At 76.1% G+C, this 19,661-nt stretch carries 13 protein-coding genes; 4 read left to right on the forward strand and 9 right to left on the reverse strand.

The annotated features are described in order from the left end of the window. Window positions 1-14: 14 nt before the first annotated feature. From AC0IVP_RS02720 to AC0IVP_RS02735, 4 genes are all read left to right on the forward strand, one after another. Window positions 15-2,318 (forward strand): HelD family protein, encoded by a 2,304-nt coding sequence (locus AC0IVP_RS02720; protein WP_471754356.1) that lies wholly within the window; start codon window positions 15-17, stop codon window positions 2,316-2,318. Window positions 2,319-2,344: 26 nt separating this feature from the next. Continuing rightward, window positions 2,345-3,361: a polysaccharide deacetylase family protein gene (locus tag AC0IVP_RS02725; protein ID WP_471754358.1), complete on the forward strand. Its 1,017-nt coding sequence runs from the start codon at window positions 2,345-2,347 to the stop codon at window positions 3,359-3,361. A 145-nt stretch (window positions 3,362-3,506) separates the two neighbouring features. Beyond that, window positions 3,507-5,528: an NAD(+) synthase gene (locus AC0IVP_RS02730; protein ID WP_056291325.1), complete on the forward strand. Its 2,022-nt coding sequence runs from the start codon at window positions 3,507-3,509 to the stop codon at window positions 5,526-5,528. Further along, complete coding sequence (locus AC0IVP_RS02735; protein ID WP_471754360.1) at window positions 5,525-6,553, forward strand: SRPBCC family protein; 1,029 nt, start codon at window positions 5,525-5,527, stop codon at window positions 6,551-6,553. The genes AC0IVP_RS02730 and AC0IVP_RS02735 overlap by 4 nt, the downstream gene beginning before the upstream one ends. Here AC0IVP_RS02735 and AC0IVP_RS02740 read toward each other — a convergent pair. From AC0IVP_RS02740 to AC0IVP_RS02780, 9 genes are all read right to left on the reverse strand, one after another. Further along, a complete protein-coding gene (locus AC0IVP_RS02740; RefSeq protein WP_471754362.1) occupies window positions 6,547-7,413 on the reverse strand; it encodes a bacteriorhodopsin in 867 nt (288 codons plus the stop codon). The genes AC0IVP_RS02735 and AC0IVP_RS02740 overlap by 7 nt on opposite strands. Window positions 7,414-7,541: 128 nt before the next feature. After that, a complete protein-coding gene (locus AC0IVP_RS02745; protein ID WP_471754364.1) occupies window positions 7,542-8,963 on the reverse strand; it encodes a YcaO-like family protein in 1,422 nt (473 codons plus the stop codon). 45 nt (window positions 8,964-9,008) lie between these two features. Then, window positions 9,009-10,475: a diguanylate cyclase domain-containing protein gene (locus tag AC0IVP_RS02750; protein WP_471754366.1), complete on the reverse strand. Its 1,467-nt coding sequence runs from the start codon at window positions 10,473-10,475 to the stop codon at window positions 9,009-9,011. 123 nt (window positions 10,476-10,598) lie between these two features. Next, on the reverse strand, window positions 10,599-11,198 hold the full coding sequence (locus AC0IVP_RS02755) for a TMEM165/GDT1 family protein (RefSeq protein WP_200938750.1): 600 nt from the start codon (window positions 11,196-11,198) through the stop codon (window positions 10,599-10,601). A 170-nt stretch (window positions 11,199-11,368) separates the two neighbouring features. Beyond that, entirely contained in the window at window positions 11,369-12,562 is a 1,194-nt protein-coding gene (larC, locus tag AC0IVP_RS02760) for a nickel pincer cofactor biosynthesis protein LarC (RefSeq protein WP_471754368.1), read from the reverse strand. Window positions 12,563-12,565: 3 nt separating this feature from the next. Further along, complete coding sequence (locus AC0IVP_RS02765; protein ID WP_471754370.1) at window positions 12,566-13,828, reverse strand: RNA polymerase sigma factor; 1,263 nt, start codon at window positions 13,826-13,828, stop codon at window positions 12,566-12,568. Between the two features lie 199 nt (window positions 13,829-14,027). Continuing rightward, window positions 14,028-14,684 (reverse strand): pentapeptide repeat-containing protein, encoded by a 657-nt coding sequence (locus AC0IVP_RS02770; protein WP_471754372.1) that lies wholly within the window; start codon window positions 14,682-14,684, stop codon window positions 14,028-14,030. 2 nt (window positions 14,685-14,686) lie between these two features. Then, window positions 14,687-17,593, reverse strand: coding sequence for a diguanylate cyclase (locus tag AC0IVP_RS02775; RefSeq protein WP_471754374.1), 2,907 nt, complete (start codon window positions 17,591-17,593; stop codon window positions 14,687-14,689). 178 nt (window positions 17,594-17,771) lie between these two features. Further along, window positions 17,772-19,637 carry a diguanylate cyclase gene (locus tag AC0IVP_RS02780; RefSeq protein ID WP_471754376.1) on the reverse strand — a complete coding sequence of 622 codons (1,866 nt, stop codon included), beginning with the start codon at window positions 19,635-19,637 and terminating at the stop codon, window positions 17,772-17,774. Window positions 19,638-19,661: the final 24 nt, after the last annotated feature.

Raw genomic sequence — 19,661 nt, forward strand, 5'->3', positions numbered from 1 at the left:
CAGGAGACCTGCCCGTGTCGAGCTCCACCCCCGACCCCGCACTGGTCGCCGAACAAGAGCACGTCACCGGTCTCTACGCCCGGCTCGACGCCGCCCGCGAGCTCGCCGTCCGCCGTCGGGAGCAGGCCATCTCCGCCCCGCTCGTGGACAACGCGCAGGCCATGGGGGAGAAGGAGGCCGCGGTCCGCTTCCACGGCACCCGGATCGTGCAGCTGGACGCCGCCGAGGCCGGCCTGGTGCTGGGCCGCCTGGACCGCGAGGAGGTCGCGCAGCCGCTGTACGTCGGCCGCACCGGGCTGCCCGCCGACGACGCCGGCGGCGACCCGGCACTGGTCGACTGGCGTGCCCCGGCCAGCCGGCCGTTCTACACCGCCACCCCGTTCCGGCCCGAGGGCGTGAGCCGTCGTCGGCACATCCGCACCCTGGGCCGCCGGGTCACCGGGATCGACGACGAGGTGCTGGTGCTCGCCGAGGGCGAGGAGGCCGACGAGCACGGCCTGACCGGCGAGGCCGCGCTGCTGCGCGCGCTCACCGCCGACCGCACCGGCCGGATGACCGACATCGTGCGGACCATCCAGGCCGAGCAGGACCAGATCATCCGCTCGGACTCCCGCGGTGTGCTCGTCGTCCAGGGCGGGCCGGGGACCGGGAAGACCGCCGTCGCCCTGCACCGCGCGGCCTACCTGCTCTACACCCACCGCGACCGGCTGGCCCGCAGCGGTCTGCTCGTCGTCGGGCCGACCCCGACGTTCCTGCGCTACATCGCCGACGTGCTGCCCGCCCTCGGTGAGACCGGCGTGCTGCTGGCCGGGCTGGGCCAGCTGCGGCCGGGCCTGGACGCCCGCGCCGAGGACCCCGCCGACGTCGCCGAGGTCAAGGGCCGGCTGGCGATGGTCGACGTCGTCGCCGCGGCCGTGAAGGACCGGCAGGGCGTGCTGCGCGGCACCCGGGAGGTCGTGGTGGACCGGGAGCGGATCCGGCTGCGCGCGGGGGACGTCGCCCGGGTGCGCACCCAGGCCCGCCGGGCGTCCCGGCTGCACAACCTGGCCCGCCCGGCGTTCTACCGCGGACTGGTCGACCTGATCGCGCAGCGGGTGGCCGACCGGATGGCCTCCGACGTCCGCGGCGGGGAGGACCTGCTCGACGCCGAGGACCGCCGCGCCCTGCGCCGGGAGATCGCCGGCGAGCCCGCCGTCGCCGACCTGGTCGAGGAGCTGTGGCCGCTGCTCACCCCCGAGGAGCTGCTGCGCGACCTGTACGCCTCCCCGGCCCGCGTCGCCGCGGCGACCAAGGGGTGGTCCGAGGAGGACCGGGTGCTGCTGGCCCGGGACGCCGACGCGCCCTGGACCGTCGCCGACGTCCCGCTGCTGGAGGAGGCCGACGAGCTGCTCGGCGTCGACGACAGCGCCGAGCGGGCCGCCGCGCAGCGTCGCCGCCAGGCCGGGCTGGACGACGCCCAGCGCACCCTGGACCTGCTGCACGGCTCCCGCTCGCACGACGCCGACGACGACGAGGAGTCCGAGGAGCTCACCGCCGGCGACCTGCTGGACGCCGAGGGCCTGGCCGCCCGCGAGGAGGAGGCCGACTACCGGTCCACCGCCGAGCGCGCCGCCGCCGACCGCACCTGGACCTTCGGGCACGTCGTCGTGGACGAGGCGCAGGAGCTGTCCGCGATGGCCTGGCGGGTGCTGGCCCGCAAGTGCCCGACGTTGTCGATGACCGTCGTCGGCGACCTGGCGCAGACCGGCAGCGCCGCCGGTGCCTCCAGCTGGGCCGAGGTGCTCACCCCGCACGCCCGTACGCAGTGGCGGATGGCCCAGCTGACGGTCAACTACCGGACCCCGACGGAGATCATGGAGGTCGCCGCCGACGTGCTGGCCGCCTCCGGGTCGCAGCTGGAGGCCCCGCGGTCGGTGCGCTCGGCCGGGGAGTTCCCCGCCGTGGAGCTGCTGACCGAGGCCGAGCTGACCGACCGGGTCGCCGCCGTCACCGCCGACCTCGCCGGCAAGAGCGGGACGACGGCCGTCATCGCCCCGGTCAGCCGGTTCGACGACGTCGTCGCCGCCCTGACCGCGGCGCTGCCCGCCGTCACCTCCGGCGGGGCCGCGGACTCCTCCGCCGGCCCCGTGGTGCTCCGCCCGCACGAGGCCAAGGGGCTGGAGTTCGACTCGGTCGTGCTCGTCGAGCCCGCCCGGGTGCTCAGCGAGGGCACCCGCGGGTCCAGCGACCTCTACGTCGCCCTCACCCGGGCCACCCAGCGGCTGGCCGTGCTGCACACCGAGCCGCTGCCGGAGTCGATGCACCGGTTGCAGGGCTGACCGGACCGCGCGCACCCTGGGTGGGGATGAGCTCAGCAGCCGACCTGCTCGCCGCCGCCCGCGCCGTGGCCGCCGAGGACGAGGACCGGGCCGGGGTCGCCATGCTGGTGGCCCTGGCCGACCGCACCCGACCGGACACCGGACCGCCCGACCACCCGCTGCCCGCCGACCGCGAGCTGGCCTGCGCGGTCGAGCAGGCCTGGGCGGTGCTGCGCGGCGCCGACCCCGACGTCACCGTGCAGGACGCGCTGGCCGCGGTGGCCTGGCTGCGGTTCCGGCCGCCGTCGGCCCCCGTCGGGGGTGCCGACCTGCCGCTGGCCGCGTGGCGGCCGGGGGACACCCCGCTGCCGCCGGCGGCGGCCCGGGACGAGGAGGCCGGGCGGGTCCGGGACGCCGTGCTGGCCGGGCGGCACCTGCGGGTCGTCAACTTCCACAACACCCCGGCCTCGCACGCGGCCGAGCTCCGCCGGGAGCTGGCCTGGTACGCCGAGCGGTTCTCCCCGGTCACCGAGGCCGAGCTGCACGCCGCGCTGGACACCGGCGTCTGGCGGGACCCGCGGCCCGGCGTCGTCCCGGCCTTCTTCGACGGGTTCGCCAGCGCCGCGCAGGTCGCCGCCCCGCTGTGCGAGGAGCTCGGCCTCGTCGGCTGGTTCTACCCGCCCACGGAGTTCCTGGACTGCCCCGTCGACCAGCAGCGCGCCTTCGCCGCCGAGCACGACCTGGGCGTGCTGGCGGAGGACCTGCCCGGGGACGGCCCGCTGGCGATGAGCTGGGACGCCCTCGCCGACCTGGCCGCCCGGCACGTCGTCTGCGGGCACTCCGCCACCCACGCCAGCTCGGCGTCCGTGCGCACGGCCGGCGACGTCGAGCGGCAGGTGACCCGGCCGCTGGCCCGGCTCACCGAGGTCCTCGGCCGCCGCCCCGCCGCCTGGGCGTGGCTGGGCGGCACCCCGTTCGACCCGACCGCCCCCGGCGACGCCGCGGTGGCCGCAGCCGGCGTCCGCCTCTGGACCAGCAACGCCGCCGTGGAGCGCCTCGCCTGACCCCGCCCCCGTGAGGCAGAGGAAGCTCCACACCCCCTCTGCGAGCCACGAGGGGGTGTAGAGCTTCCTCCGCCGGGGGCGGGGCCGCACACCCGCACGGGGTGGCCCGGCCGCGCACCCGCCCCGGACACGGGAGACTGGGCGCATGCGCTTCGAGTCGGTCTACCAGCACGGCTTCGCCCGGGTCGCCGCGTGCACCCAGCGGACCGCCCTGGCCGACCCGCCGGCCAACGCGGAGTCCGTGCTGCGCCAGGCCCGGGCCTGCGCCGAGGACGGCGTCGCTGTCGCGGTGTTCCCCGAGCTGACGCTGTCGGGCTACTCCATCGAGGACCTGCTGCTGCAGGACCCGCTGCTGGACGCCGTCGAGGTGGCGCTGCAGACCGTCGTCGCCGGCAGCGCCGACCTGCTGCCGGTGCTGGTCGTCGGCGCCCCGCTGCGGCACCGCAACCGGGTCTACAACTGCGCGGTCGTCGTCCACCGGGGGCGGGTGCTGGGCGTCGCGCCGAAGTCCTACCTGCCCACCTACCGGGAGTTCTACGAGCGCCGCCAGCTCGCCCCCGGCGACGACCAGACCGGCACCATCCGGGTCGGCGGCGCCGAGGTGCCCTTCGGGCCCGACCTGCTCTTCGCCGCCACCGACGTGCCCGGGCTGGTCGTGCACGCCGAGGTCTGCGAGGACGTCTGGGTGCCGATCCCGCCGTCGGCGGAGGCCGCGCTGGCCGGGGCGACCGTGCTGCTCAACCTGTCCGGCTCGCCGATCACCGTGGGCCGGGCCGAGGACCGCCGCCTGCTGGTGCGGAGTGCGTCGTCGCGCTGCCTGGCCGCCTACGTCTACGCCGCGGCCGGTGAGGGCGAGTCGACCACCGACCTGTCCTGGGACGGGCAGACGATGGTCTACGAGAACGGCGTGCTGCTGGCCGAGACCGACCGCTTCCCCGACGGCGACCGCCGCGCCGTCGCCGACGTCGACCTGGACCTGCTCCGCCAGGAGCGGGCCCGGATGGGCACCTTCGACGACAACCGCCGGCACCACGCACCCGCCGCGCGCACGGTCGAGTTCACCCTCGACCCGCCGGACGCCGACCTGGGCCTGCGCCGGGAGCTCGAGCGCTTCCCCTTCGTGCCCAGCGACGACGCCCGGCTCGAGCTGGACTGCTACGAGGCCTACAACATCCAGGTCGCCGGGCTGGCCCAGCGGCTCTCGGCGATCGGTGACCCGAAGATCGTCATCGGCGTGTCCGGCGGGCTGGACTCCACCCACGCGCTGATCGTCGCCGCCCAGGTGATGGACCGGGCCGGCCGCCCGCGCAGCGACGTCCTGGCGTTCACGCTGCCCGGCTTCGCCACCAGCGACCACACCAAGGGCAACGCCTGGGCGCTGATGCGGGCCCTGGGCGTGACCGCCGCGGAGCTGGACATCCAGCCCACGGCGCGGTTGATGCTCGACGAGATCGACCACCCCTTCGCCGACGGCGAGCCGGTCTACGACGTCACCTTCGAGAACGTGCAGGCCGGCCTGCGGACGGACTACCTGTTCCGGATCGCCAACCAGCGCGGCGGGATCGTGCTGGGCACCGGCGACCTGTCCGAGCTGGCGCTGGGCTGGTCGACCTACGGCGTCGGTGACCAGATGAGCCACTACAACGTCAACGGCGGCATCCCCAAGACCTTCATCCAGCACCTGATCCGCTGGGTGATCGGCACCGGGCAGTTCGACGCCGAGGTCGGCGCCACGCTGCAGGCCATCGTGGACACCGAGATCAGCCCCGAGCTCGTGCCGGGGGAGACCGCGCAGTCCACCGAGGCCGCCGTCGGCCCCTACGCGCTGCAGGACTTCACCCTCTTCCACGTGCTGCGCTACGGCTTCCGGCCCTCCAAGATCGCCTTCCTGGCCTGGCACGCCTGGCGGGACGCGAGCACCGGCGACTGGCCGCACGGGTTCCCCGAGGCCAAGCGGGTCGCCTACGACCTGCCCGAGGTCCGCCGCTGGCTCGAGGTGTTCTGCCAGCGGTTCTTCGGCTTCAGCCAGTTCAAGCGCTCGGCGATGCCCAACGGCCCGAAGGTCTCCGCCGGCGGCTCGCTGTCCCCCCGCGGGGACTGGCGGGCGCCCTCGGACGGGTCCGCCGCGCTGTGGTTGGCGGAGCTGCGCGCGAACGTCCCGGGGTGAGCGTCCGGCCGACCGCGGCCGAGCGGGCCGCCGTCCTCCCGGGGGACGACGTCGTCCCGGACGCGACGATCGCGATGGACACCGCCTTCTCGCTGCCGGCACCCCCGGACGCCGTCTGGCCGTGGTTCGTGCAGCTGGGCAAGCGGCGCGGCGGCTACCCCCTGCCGCGGTGGGTCGAGGCGCTCACGCCACCGGACCGGCGCGGGTCGCGGCACCTGGAGCCGACCCTGCAGGGCCTCGCCGTCGGCGACGTGATCCCGGACTGGGGCGGCCGGCACGCCACCTTCACCGTCCACGAGAGGCGACCCCCGCACACGCTGGTGCACCGCTCGACCCGCGACCACGTCCGGCTCAGCTGGGCAGTCGTGCTGGCCCCCGAGGGGGCCGGGACGAGGGTCCAGCTGCGCCTGCGGCTGGCCGGCGTCCGGCACCGGCGGACGGCGGTCGTGCTGGGCGGCGCGGCCGACCGGCTCACCGTCGCCGGCCTCGCCGTCGGACTGCGGGAGAGGCTGTCAGCGCCCGCCAGCGTAAGCGGCGCTGCCGGTGCCGGGGCCGCCCGAGGCCCCCAGGATGGGGGGATGGCCACCGTCGAACGGCACGTCGCCGCCCCGCCCACCGCCGTCTGGGACGTCCTGGCGAACGGCTGGACGTACAGCAACTGGGTGGTCGGCGCCTCCCACATGCGCGCCGTCGAGGAGGCCTGGCCCGCGGCCGGGGCCAAGCTGCACCACAGCCAGGGCACCTGGCCGGTCACCCTGGACGACGAGGCCGTCGTCGAGGTGTCGAAGCCGGCCAGCCGACTCGTGCTGCGCGCCAAGGGCCGCCCGTTCGGCGAGGCCCGGGTGGAGCTGGACCTGCGCGCCGAGGACGGCGGCACCCGCATCACCATGACCGAGGTGCCGATCAGCGGCCCCGGCAGGTGGGTGCACAACCCGGTGTCCGAGGCCCTGCTCAAGCATCGGAACACCGAGGCACTGGAGCGGCTGGCCGCGATGGCCGAGCGCCGCACGACGCCCGGTCACTGAGGGCGCTGCGGCGGCTGCACGGCGGTGCTGTGCCGCACGTGGTTGATCCAGACCGGCTCGGGGTGGGTGTCCTCGCCGGCGGCGACGTCCTCGGCGGTCCGCAGCTCCGCCACCTTGTGCACCAGCACCCCGAAGCCCACCTTGGCCAGCACGTCGGCCGCCGAGTAGGCGACCTGCATGCCGGCGAACCAGGCCGGGGTGACGTCGAGGAACACCGGCCCGCTGTAGACCAGCGGGTACACCCCGAAGCTGCCCAGCAGCACGATCGTCGCGTTGCGCAGGCTGACGGCGGCCTCCCGGCCCATCGTGGGCATCGACGCCCGGACGGCGCCGATCAGCGCGACGTACAGGTAGCCGTAGAAGACCGTGCTGACCAGGCCCCAGGCCACGAGCGCGGTGGTGCTGCGGCCCTGGTCGACGACCTGTGACCCCAGGTGGCCGGTGAGGATCATCAGCGCGGCCGCGGTCATGGTGGTGGCCCGCAGGGTGCGGGCTCGGGCGCCGGCCACCGAGCAGACCGCGAGCAGCTCGACGGTCAGCAGCGGCACCGTGACGGTCCAGTCGACGTAGCGCGTGGCCAGGGTGGACCGGGCCCCCTCCTCCGGCACGTACTGGTCGCCGGACAGGGTGAAACCGGCGTCCCAGTCGCGGAAGAGCAGCAGGTAGGACAGGGCGGCCACCGCACCGATGCAGGTGCCGGCGTGGACGGCCGGGCGGTAGCGGACGCCCACCTCGTCCCGGCTGGTCGCCGACCAGACGGTGTAGGCCAGGAGCGCGAAGCCGGAGCCCAGGATCGCGTAGGTGACCAGGTCGTAGAGGCCCAGCGGCATCGTCTGCAGCTCGGGCGGGCGGGTGTCCACGGTGCTCCCGGCCGGCCCGCCGGTCGCCCCGGCCCCCGGCAGGTCGCCGCGGCCCGGGGACCGCGGGGCGTCTGCGGCCGGGGCTGGGCCGGGGCCCTCCTACCGCGTGGTCGCCGACGACAAACGGGTCAGAGCCCGGCGGCCAGCCGCTGCGGGGCGTGCCGGGTCGGCTCCCGGTAGAGCGGGTAGAGCGCCCCGACGGTGCGCCGGACCTCTGCGGTGTCCAGCCAGGCCGGGCCGCCGACCCGCTCGGTGGCCTCCCGGGTCAACCGCACCGGCAGCCGATCGGCCGTCGTCGGCACCCCGCGTCCGACCAGCGGGCTGTCCCGCTCCAGCAGCCGGCGCAGCACCCGCTCGCCGATCCGGCCGTAGGACAGCGTCTCCACCTCCAGCCCGGGCACCAGGGTCTTGGCCACGTGCACGTCGCCGACCTGTGTGTGCGCCACCAGCAGGTCGAACCCGGTCAGCCGTTGCTGCCACAGCGCCAGGGTCCCGGCCGGCCCGGTCACCTCCGAGGTCGGCAGGTCGGAGTAGGCGACGGTGTCCCGGCGCACCCAGGCCGGGGCCATCAGCTCGGACAGCTCGGCGGTGGACAGCCCGGTCCAGCCGGTCATCGCCTCCAGCGCCCGGGTCTCCTGGGGCGGCAGCGGGTGCTGCAGCTCGGCGGCCAGGTAGGCCGGGTGCAGCGCACCCACCCGGTCCAGGGGGCCGAAGGCGAACGCCCGTCGGGCCCGGGACGACGCCAGCTCCAGCACCGCCTTGCGCACGGCCTCGGCCCGGTCCGGAGCGGCCGCCTCCCCGACGGCGCTGACCACGACCGGCACGTCGGCGGCCGGGTCGGTGGCCACCGCGTGCACGACGACGGCGAACTCGGTGCTGGCCAGCCGCACGCTCACGCTGAGCCCGGCGTCCTCGAGCGCGGCGATCGCGGCGCAGGCGTCCGGGTCGTCGATGCCGGTGACCACGGTGCCGCGCTCCAGCGCGCGGAAGTCCACGGTGTTCCCGTCGCGCTGCAGGAGCTCGCCGATGCCATGGGCGACGGCCCGCTCGGCGGTGTCCCCGGCGCCCATGCCGTTGGTGATCGGGGTGACCAGCCAGCCCCCGGGCGGCGGGTCGCCGGCGATGCCGGTGGCGTGCGGGGCGACCAGCTCGGCGGGCACCAGCACCTCCTCGCCGGTCGCCCAGCGGGTGGTGGGCAACCAGCGCAGCGGCCGGTCCGGGTCGGCCCCGGCGGGCAGCACCAGCGTGCGGGGGTCGGCGACCCGGTCGGCCCCGCGCTCGGCCAGCAGCTCGGGGTACGTGGCCGTGCGGGGGGTCACGCGCAGCAGTGCGTCGTCGAGCAGCACCTGCTCGGCCAGCTCACCCCAGGCGCCGGTGGCGGCCGCGGCCTCGGTGGCGCCGTAGCCGACGCCGTGCCCGGCCCGGTCGCCCGAGCGCCAGACCGTCGCCGTCGTCGGGACGCCGGTGCGGTCGTGTCCGCGCAGGTCCAGCTCGAACAGCTCGCCGGGCGGCAGTGCAGCGCGGTACGCGGCGGCGGGATCGGTGCTCACCGGGCCAGCCTGCCCGGGAACGGGCCCGGCCACCTCCCGGCGGGCTCAGTCCCGGCGCGAGGACCCGCGGCGGGCCCGCTTGACGCGGTACATGTCCTCGTCGGCAGCGGTGAGCACGGTCTCGGGGGTGGTGCCGGGGCTGCTGAGCGCGATGCCCACGCTGACCCCGATGGAGTGCGTGCCGGTGGCGGACACGAACGGCGCGGTCATCGCCGCGACCACCCGGCGGGCGATCGCGTCCGCCGCCCGTGCGCCGTCCACCCCTGCGCAGACGAGCACGAACTCGTCGCCGCCGATCCGCCCCACGGTGTCCCCGGGCCGGACGACGGCGGCCAGTCGTGCGGCGGTCTGGGCCAGCACCGCGTCGCCGGCGGCATGGCCGTGGCCGTCGTTGACGGCCTTGAAGCCGTCCAGGTCGCAGTAGAGGACGGCGACGGTCCCGCTGTCCCAGGCTGCGGTGGCCAGGGCGTGCTCCAGCCGGTCGACCAGCAGACCGCGGTTGGGCAACCCGGTGAGCACGTCGTGCAGGGCCGCGGTGCGTAGCCGTTCCTCCAGGGCCCGCTGGTCGGTGACGTCGGACATCGTCACCACGGCGCCCAGCGGAGCGCCGTCGGGGTCCAGGACCGGGACCCCGGAGCAGGCGATCAGCCGCTCGGGAGCCCGGTGCGGGCGGAGCAGCAGCTCGGCGGAGGCGGGCCGGCCGGTGCTGAGCACCCGGACCAGCGGCAGCTCCTCCACCGGGAAGGTGGACCGGCCGTCGGGGCGCAGCAGCGTGTAGTGCCGGGACAGCTCCTCGGGGGACAGGTCGACCAGCACGTCGCCGCCGTGCCAGCGCCGGCTCTCCCGGTTGAACAGCGTGACGGTGCCCTCGGTGTCGCACGCGGCGATCCCGGCGGGGAGCGCGTCGAGCAGGGTCTGCTCGAACGCCCGGGTGCGGGCGAGCTCCGCCCGGGCCTCCTCGGCCAGTCGGTGGTCCCGGCGCCGTTCGAGCAGGGCGACGACGACGGCGGCGAGGTCCTCCAGCCGGGCCAGCTGCGCGTCCGACAGCTGCCCGGGCCGGTCGTCCAGCACGCACAGGGTGCCGATGGTCGTGCCGTCGACGACGAGGGGGGCGCTGGCGTAGAGCCGGACGGCCTGCCACCGGCCGTCGACCCAGGGGCTGTCGGTGAAGCGCGGGTCGAGGGACAGGTCGGAGGAGGAGAACACGCCGGGCAGCCGGGCGGCGCGGTCGCACAGCGAGTCCGCGCGCGGGGTGTCGGCGCCCACGAAGCCGGAGGTCGAGATCTGGCACTGCCGCTCGGTGTCCAGCAGGTTGACCGTCGCGTACGGGGTGCCGGCGAGGGTGGCTGCGACCCGGGTGAGAGCGTCGAGTTCGCTGCCGCCGGGGACGTCGAGCAGGTCGATCTCCTGCAGCAGCTCGTGCTGGCGCTCGCGCAGCCCCGGGTCGTCGGGCGGCAGGGGCGGGTGCCACGGCTCCTGCGACCTGTCGTGCACCGGCCTGTCGCCCGTCACCGTCACCCGTCCTCACCGTGCCATCGCCTGGAGCCGCGGGGCGCGACACCCCTCACCCCTTCAACGGACGAAGTGGTTCCGCACTTGAGGTGGCCCCGGGGGACGTCCCCCGTGTGGGTGGCGTCAGCCGGCCAGCGTGCGGACCGTCTCCACGACGGCGATGACGGCGAAGACCAGGAACAGGCCGGCGGCGACCCGGCGGATGAGCGCGATCGGCAGCCGGTCGGCCAACTTCTTGCCCAGGAAGACGGCCAGCCCGGAGACCACCAGCAGGGCCGCCCAGGCGCCGACGAAGACCGACAGCGGCTCGTCGTACCGGGCGGCGAGGCCGGCGGTGGCCAGCTGGGAGAGGTCGCCCCACTCGGCGGCGAACAGCACGCCGAAGCTGATCGCGGCGGCGCGCAGGAACGGGGTCTGCTCGCGCCGCTCGGCGGCCTCGCCGCCGTCCTCGGGGCCGCTGCCCGCGCTGCGCCACAACAGCACGGCGCCGACCAGGAACAGCAGCGCCACGACGCCGGTCACCAGCGCCTCGGGCAGCAGGGACAGCAGCGACCCGGCGGTGACGGCGATGGCCACCTGGACGGCGAACGCCGTCCCGACGCCGACGAAGACCGGCAGCGGCGCGAACCGGGTGGCCAGCACCAGGGTGGCGAAGAGCGTCTTGTCCGGCAGCTCGACCGGGAGGATGAGGATGAAGGCGGCGGCGATGACCGACAGGACCAACGGAGGGGCTCTTCTCTGCTCGGCACGACCGGGCAGGGGCACGCAGCCTCCGACCGGCCGCGCCACGGGTGGGTGGACTGCAGCGGTCGAAGGTCTCGCCCATCCGGTTCGCACCGGACCCGCTGACCGGGTGCCCGGGGGCACCAGCATGTCGACCAGCGGACGGGGGGCTACTCCCCTTCTCCGGGCGACACCCTAGCCCAGGCGGCGGCCGTGGCGGCGCGCAGCACCTCCTTGGCCGGCAGGTCGAGTGCCCTGGCCAGCGCGGCGACGTCCTCCCACTCGACGCTGACGTTGACCGGGGTGCCGTCGTCGGTGCGGGCGGTCTTGGTGCCGACCCGCCCGCCGAGGACGGCGACGTCGGACTGCTCGCGGTCCAGGGCGACCTTGCCGACCGGGGTGACCCGCAGCCCGATGGTGGAGGTCTGGGTGAACACCGCCCGCTGGACGGCGGCCGCCGTCTCCGGCCGGGTCAGCACCGACAGGGTGTGCGCCGGGCGGCCCTTCTTCATCACGATCGGGGTCAGCCAGGCGTCCGAGGCGCCGGCGGCGAAGAGCTGCTCGAGGACGGTGGGCCACAACCGCGGGTCCAGGTCGTCGATGTTGGTCTCCAGCAGCAGCGGGGTGCCCGGCTGGGTGCCCGGCTGGGTCACCGGCTCGCCGAGCACCAGCCGGACGGCGTTGGGCAGCTCCCGCGGATCCCGGCCACCGGCGCCCGATCCGGTCCGGTCCGGGCGCATCGCCGGCATCGGGCCCCAGACGTCGACCAGCTCGGCGACCAGCGCGGCCCCCGTCGGCGTGCAGCACTCGTGCGGGACGGGCCCGGCGTGCACCGGCAGGCCCCTGAGCAGCTCCAGGACGGCCGGGCCGGGCACCGGGACCACCCCGTGCTCACCGTGGGCCGTGCCGCTGCCCAGGGCGACGGAGGAGGCGGTGAGGGAGTCCAGGCCCAGCCACCGGAGCCCGGCCACCGTGCCGACGACGTCGGCCAGGGCGTCCAGGGCGCCGACCTCGTGGAAGTGCACCTGCTCGGCCGGCACCCGGTGCACCCGGCCCTCGGCGTGGGCGAGCCGGGCGAAGACCGCCAGTGCCCGGTTCCGCACGGCCTCGTCCAGGGCGGCTGCCCCCAGCAGCGTCCCGACGTCGTCCCAGGTGCGGTGCACCCCGGTCTCCGGTGTGTGCACGTGCACCCGGGTGGCGCCCAGGCCGTGCCGGGTGACCTGCTCGGTGGTCAGCGTGACCGGCTCGACCGGCAGGGCCGCGACCGCGTCCTGCAGGACCGCGAGCGGGACCCCGGCGTCCACGAGGGCGCCGAGCAGCATGTCCCCGCTCGCCCCCGCGGCGAGGTCGAGCCACCCGATCACCGTCTAGTCGAGGTAGTCCCGGAGGGACTGCGAGCGGCTGGGGTGGCGCAGCTTGGACATCGTCTTGGACTCGATCTGACGGATCCGCTCGCGGGTGACCCCGTAGACCTGGCCGATCTCGTCCAGGGTGCGCGGCTGGCCGTCGGTGAGGCCGAAGCGCAGCCGGACGACGCCGGCCTCGCGCTCGCTCAGGGTGGCCAGCACCGAGGTCATCTGGTCCTGCATCAGGCTGAAGCTGACCGCGTCGACGGCCACGACGGCCTCGGAGTCCTCGATGAAGTCACCGAGCTGGCTGTCGCCCTCGTCGCCGATGGTCTGGTCCAGGCTGATGGGCTCCCGGGCGTACTGCTGGATCTCCAGCACCTTCTCCGGGGTCACGTCCATCTCCACCGCGAGCTCCTCGCGGGTGGGCTCGCGGCCCAGCTCCTGGAGCATCTCGCGCTGTATGCGGCCCATCTTGTTGATGACCTCGACCATGTGCACCGGGATGCGGATGGTGCGCGCCTGGTCGGCCATCGCGCGGGTGATGGCCTGGCGGATCCACCACGTCGCGTAGGTCGAGAACTTGAAGCCCTTGGTGTAGTCGAACTTCTCCACCGCGCGGATCAGACCCAGGTTGCCCTCCTGGATCAGGTCCAGGAACGCCATGCCGCGGCCGGTGTAGCGCTTGGCCAGGGACACCACGAGGCGCAGGTTGGCCTCCAGCAGGTGGTCCTTGGCGCGCTGGCCGTCCCGCTCGACCATCGACAGGTCGCGGCGGGTCTGCGTGGGCAGCCGCTCGCCGGCCTCGGTGGCCTCCATCAGCTTGTGGGCGGCGTACAGGCCGGCCTCGATCCGGCGGGCCAGGTGCACCTCCTCCTCGGCGGTGAGCAGCTTCACCCGGCCGATGAGCTTGAGGTAGGCGCGGACCGTGTCGGCCGAGGTGGTGGCCTCGGCGTCCTTGCGGGCCTTGAGCAGCGCCGCGGACTCGGCCTCGTCCTCCCAGTCGGTCTCGGGGGCCTCGGTCGTGCCGGTGGTCGCAGCCTCCGCAGGCGCCTCGTCGTCGGAGTCGTCGTCGGTGGTCGTCGTGTCGAGGGCGTCCTCGCCCTCGACGACGTCGGAGACGGAGATGCCCTTGGCGGTGCCCGGGCCGGTGCTGGGGGCGGCCTTCTTCGCAGCCGGGGTCTTCGGCGCGGCCTTGGGGGCCGCCTTCTTGGCGGCGGCCTTCTTGGCCGGGGCCTTCTTGGCGGGTGCCTTGGCAGCGGAAGCGGTGGGGGCGGCAGTCACGAACGCCTCTCCTGACGTGGTCGTCGGCGTCGCGGGGACGACGGGCGTCCCGGCGGAGAGGCCGGTGGTGGTGCGGCGGCGGCCGCACCGGTCCTGAGGGGGGAGTGCGGTCCGCCAGGGCGGTCAGCCCCACAGAGTAGTCGCCGTCGGGCGCCGGGTGTGCCAGAACCCGTCGCGAGGTCCTCCGGGAGGGGTGCTCTCACGTCAGTCGCAGGCCCAGGGCCAGCGCCATCGGCGCTGCCAGGCTCATCAGGGTGACCTGGTCGACGTGCGCCCCGGACAGGGCGGGGACCCCGTGGGCGCCGTCCAGCTCGCAACGGACGAACTGGGCCCGTTTGACCGTGGTGCCGACGAACCGGGCGGCCGGCAGCCGGCAGTCGGTGAAGACCACGCCGTCCAGGGTCGCCGACGTCAGGTCCACCGAGTCCAGGTCGCAGCCGGTGAAGCGCACCCGGCGCAGGGTGGCGAACCGGAGGTCCAGCCGGGCGGCCCGGACGTCGTCCAGGGTCACGTCCTGCCACATCCCGCCGGCCACCGACGTCCCGGCCAGCCGGGTCTCGGCGACCGCGACCCGGTGCCACCGCCCGTCGGGGACGTCGACGCCGGACAGGTCGGAGCCGGTGACCTCCACGTCGGTGAAGGAGCACCGGGTCAGCCGGCCGCCGATGAGCCGCAGCCCGTCGAGCCGGCAGCCCTCGAGCTCGACGTCGTCGGCGTGCAGGTCCTCGGCGTGCCCGGAGACCGACCGGCCCTCGACGAGGCCGTCGAGGTCCAGGTCCTCCAGCGCGACCGGGACCAGGTCGGGCAGCTCGGGGGCGGCGGTGAGCGGGGTGGCGGCCCGGGCGCGGGGCGGCACGCTCAGCGGGGGAGGGACCGGCGGGCGATGCGGGCGGCGAAGACGCCGGCGGAGTACCCGTTGTCGATGTTGGACACCACGACGCCGGGGGCGGCGGAGTTCAGCATCGTCAGCAGGGCGCCGAACCCGCCGAAGGAGCTCGCCTGGCCCGTCGAGGTGGGCACCGCGACGATCGGCACCTCGGTCATCGAGGACACCACCGTGGCCAGCGCCGCGTCGAGCCCGGCGACGACGACCAGGCAGTCGACGTCGGTGAGCAGGGAGCTGTCGGCCAGCAGCGGGCGCAGCCGGCTGCCCCCGACGTCGTCGACCCGGACGACCTCGGTGCCGGTGACCTTGGCGACGAAGGCGGCCTCGGCGGCCACCGGGGTGTCCCCGGAGCTGGCGCACAGCACGCCGACCCGGCCGCGCGGCTCGGGCAGCGGGCCGACGGCGGCGGCCATCGCGGCGGCGTCCATGGTCGTGTACGCGTCGTGCTCGCTGGCCAGGGCGACCAGGGTGTCCGCCGTCGCACGGACGACGACCGCGGCCCGGTCGGGGTGCTCGCGGCGGGCCTCGCGGACCAGGGCCAGCACCTGCTCGGTGCTGCGGCCGGTGCCCCAGATGACCTCGGGGCCCGGGGTGGAGACGGGCTCCCGGGTGGCCGGGCTGCTGCTCACCGGGCGGGCCGACGGCCCGGGCTCGGCGGGCGGGTCGACGGGGCCGACGGTGCGCCCGCGCTGGGTGCGGGGGCCACCGGCGCCGGGCAGCGGCTCGACGAGCAGCCGGGCGAAGCCGCCGGCGCCGTCATCGGGGTCGCCGGAGCCGGAGCCGGTGGCGGTGTCGCTGTCGCTGTCGGTGTCGGTGTCGGTGTGCTCGTCCTCGACCGGGGCCTCCTGGGGCGCGGGCGCCCCGGGGCCGTCGCCGAAGAGCACGTCGGTCGGGCGGGACCGGCGGGTCCGGCCGGCCTCGGGCTCGTCGTCCTCGGCTCGCTGCGGATGCACGTCAGTGACACTAACCGGCCCGGGCCCCGACCCCGGGTCACTGTCGGGGGCCGTGTCGGCCGGCAGCAGCTCGCCCTCCAGGACGGCGGGGGCGACCGGGTGTGTGGTCGCCGGGTCGCCGGCGGAGCCCTCCGGGGCGCGGGTCTGGGTGACCCCGGACAGCCGCACGACGCGGTCCCGGCCGCTGCGCTTGGCGTCGTAGAGGACGCCGTCCGCGGCGGCGAAGAGGGTGCGCCGGTCGTCGCCACGGGCGGCCGAGGCGATGCCCACGCTGATCGTGACCGGCACGTCGATGCCCAGCGCGGACCAGTCGTTGCCCGAGATGGACAGCCGGATGCGCTCCATGGCGCGCTCGCCCTGCTCGGCGGTGGTGTCGGGCAGCAGGACGACGAACTCGTCCCCGGCCCAGCGGCACACCTCGTCGGTGTCCCGGACGCCGTCCACGAGCAGCTGCGCGACGGCGCGGAGCACCGCGTCTCCACCGGGGTGGCCGGCGGCGTCGTTGATGGACTTGAAGTGGTCGATGTCGACCACGGCCAGCGCGGGGGCGGCCCCGGCGGTCAGCAGCCCGTCGAGGCGGGCCTCGGCGTACCGGCGGTTGGGCAGGTGGGTCAGCGGGTCCTCGTAGGCCTGCCGGCGCAGCTGCCCGGCGGCCCGCTCGGTCTCCAGCAGGCTCTTGCGTCGTCCGAACAGCTCGACCCAGCGGGTCCGGCGCTCGTCGACCCGGTCCAGCTCGTCGGCCAGGTAGGCCTGCAGGTAGGGCAGGGCCCGGACGGCGTCGTCGAGGTCGGCGTGCAGCGTGCACAGCTCGCGCAGCGCGGAGCGGCGCAGCCGGGGCAGCCCGTGCTCGGTGGCCAGCGCCAGCGACTGCGCCAGCGGCTCGTCGGCCTCGGTGCCCAGCCCCTGCCGGCGCAGGGCCCGGCCCAGGGCCAGCAGCGCGGAGGCCAGCAGTCCGCGGTCGCCGTCGGCGGCGGTGACGGCGTGCCGGAGGGCGGGGACCGCGTCGGCGCACTCGCCCAGACCGACCAGCGCCCAGCCGAGCACCACCTCCGCGGCCACCCGGCGCGGGTCCCCGGTGGGCAGCTCGTCCTGGGCCCGCTCGGCCAGCGCCAGGGCCTCGGCGAAGTGCGGCAGGGCGTCCTCGGGGGTGCTGTCGTCGAGCAGGCTCTCGCCGACCTCGGCGCACAACGAGGCCAGCCTGGAGGCGCTGTCCCCGACGAGGGCCGCGGAGCCCGCGCCGGGCACGTCCTCGGCCAGCCGCCGGGCGGTCAGGTGCGCGCGGCGCTGGTAGTCCAGGGCCAGCGGCATGAGCTCCAGGTCGGCCAGCACGGCGGACAGGGCGCCCAGGGTGTGCACGAGCAGCGGGCTGACCGGCAGTGCCGGGTCCAGCAGGCTGGCGGCCTCGACGGCCTCGTCCATGGCGGCGTCGACCCGGCGCGAGAGCAGCTCGATCCGGGCGTGCCGGGTCAGCCCGGCCGCGCGCTGCAGGTCGTCGTCGGAGGCGTCGAAGGCCGCCCGGGCCGACCGGACCAGGGCGATCGCCCGTGCCGCGTGGGCCGCGGACTCCGACCGGGTGCCCAGGACGACACCGGGGTCGACCTCGGCGTCGGGGCCGCCCGCGTCCAGCAGCTCGGCGACGCCGTCGTGCAGGTCGAGGGGCTCCTCGGGGTCCCGGCCGGGCTCGTCGATCGGGTCGCCCAGCAGGGTGAACCCGGCGACCCGCAGCCGGCGGACGAGCAGCTCGGCGCGCAGCGTGTCCGCCCAGGCCCGGGCCAGCGAGGTCAGCGGGGCCGTCGAGGGCGGTCCGGCGGGGGTGGCCGTGGGGTCGCCGGCAGCATCGACGTCGGCGAGCAGCGACTCGGCGAGGTCGAGCTGCCAGTTCGCCAGCGCGGAACTGACCTGCTCGTGCAGGACCCCGGGTGGCACCAGGGCACTGTGCACGCTGGTGGGCCCGCTGTCACGCACCGGGCCGGGGGCACGCCGGGCGTGCCCGTCCCGGCCGGCACCCCAGGCGGGCCGGTCGGCCGGGGTGCGGCGGGGCGGGGCCTGCCCGGCGGAGGTGGCGCGCGGGGTCACCGGCGGCCCGGACGGGGGCGGGCGCCGGTCACGGGGCGCCCTCGTCCTCGACGTCGAAGGCCCAGCCCGACGGGCGCACCACGCGGGCACCGAGGAGGTCGGCGACCAGCTGGTCGACCGAGGCCTGCGGTGCGCGCGGCGTGCCGGCGGCCGAGGACGCGGCGCCGGCCTGCTGGGAGGGCACCCGGGTGGACCCCGGGGAGGCGTCCGCGGGCGTCGGAGCTCCGGTGCGCACCCGGTCACGCCCGGCGCGCTTGGCGGTGAACAGGTGCAGGTCGGCGGAGTCGAACACCTCGCGCCAGGTGCGCGTGCCCGGGGACCCGGCGGTGCCCGGGTGCGAGGTGGCGATGCCGATGCTGACCGTGACCGGGTCGGCGATGCCCAGCTCGGACCAGTCGCAGTGCACGACCGCGTGCCGCAGCCGCTCCATCGCCAGCACGGCCTGGGCCTCGGTGGCGTCGGGCAGCAGCACCAGGAACTCGTCCCCGGCCCAGCGGAAGACCTGGTCCCCGGTGCGGCAGTGCAGCCGGAGCAGCTCCGCCAGCCTGCGCAGCACGGCGTCCCCGTGCAGGTGGGAGTTGTCGTCGTTGACGGTCTTGAACCGGTCGACGTCGACGACGGCCAGCGACAGCGGCCGGGTGGCCAGGTCCAGCTCGCCGAGCCGGCGCTCCGCCGAGCGCCGGTTGCCCAGCCCGGTGAGCGGGTCCTCCAGGGCGTGCCGGCGGGCGACCGCGGCCTGCCGCTCGGCCTCGCGCAGCCGGCTGCGGCGGACGAACATCTCGGCCCACAGCTCGCGTCCGCGCAGGTGCATCCGGCTGGCGTCGGCGCGGTAGGCCTCCAGCCAGTGCAGCGCCTCGGCGGCCCGGCCCAGCTGGGCGGTGGTCTGCCCCAGCTCCAGCAGGCACTGGCGGTGCCGGCGGTGGTCGCCGACGGCCGCGAAGGCGCCGGCCGCGGCGACCAGGAGGTCGGTGGCCTCGTCGGCGGCCGCAGCGGCCGCGGGGTCCGCGGTGACGCCGACCAGTGCGGGGCCGACGGCGTGGGTCGCGGTCCGGGTGAGCAGCCGGGCCAGGGCCAGGTCGGCGTAGCCCAGCAACCACAGCCCGCCGGTGGCCTCCACCCGGCCGCGGACCCGCCGCAGTGCCGGCAGCGTGCCGTCGAGGTCGTCGGCCAGCGTCAGCGCCCAGGCGTGCACGACGGCCAGCAGGTCGGCCTCGGCCTCCGGCGGCTCCCAGTCCAGGTCCGAGGCCGCGAAGGAGCAGCGCAGCGCGATCGCGGCGAGCCGGGCGGCGCGGGCGTCGTCCCCGCGGCGGTGCACGGTCTGGGCCAGCTCGGCGTGCTGCTGGGCGCACAGCCGCAGCAGCCGCCAGCAGTCGGCCGGGTCGGCGAGCGCGGAGGCGACCCGCTGCCCGCGCAGCGCCTGGGCGACGGCGAGCTCCTCGAGGTCCAGCCGGGTCAGGGCCAGGGACAGCCAGTGGTGGGCCTGGTGCAGCTCCCGGCTGGGCTGGTCGGCGGGCACCTGGTCGGTGAGCAGGCTGGCGTCCACGGCCAGGTGGAGGGCGGCGTCGAACCGGTCGCCGCTGACCTCCAGGTGGGCCAGGTAGGCCAGCACCAGGGCGCGCTCGGCGTCGGCCGGGCAGGCCTCGGCGGCGGCTCGCGCGGCGGCCACCTCGTCACCGGCGGCGCGGACCTCGTCGCCGACCAGCAGCCGCCGGGCGGTGAAGGCGTGCGACCACGCGGTCCACCGCGGGGTGCCGGCCTCGGCGAACTCGACCTCGACCTCGGCGAGGGAGTCCACGAAGGCCCGGGCGTCCTCCCGGTCGCTGGCCTCCAGCAGGGCCCACCGGGCCGCGGCGAGAGCCGCGTCGTCCACGAGGGCCGGGGTGCCGGTGGTCACGCGGTCCTCCACTCACCTGTGGGA

The organism is Klenkia sp. AC732 (genome assembly GCF_979256525.1).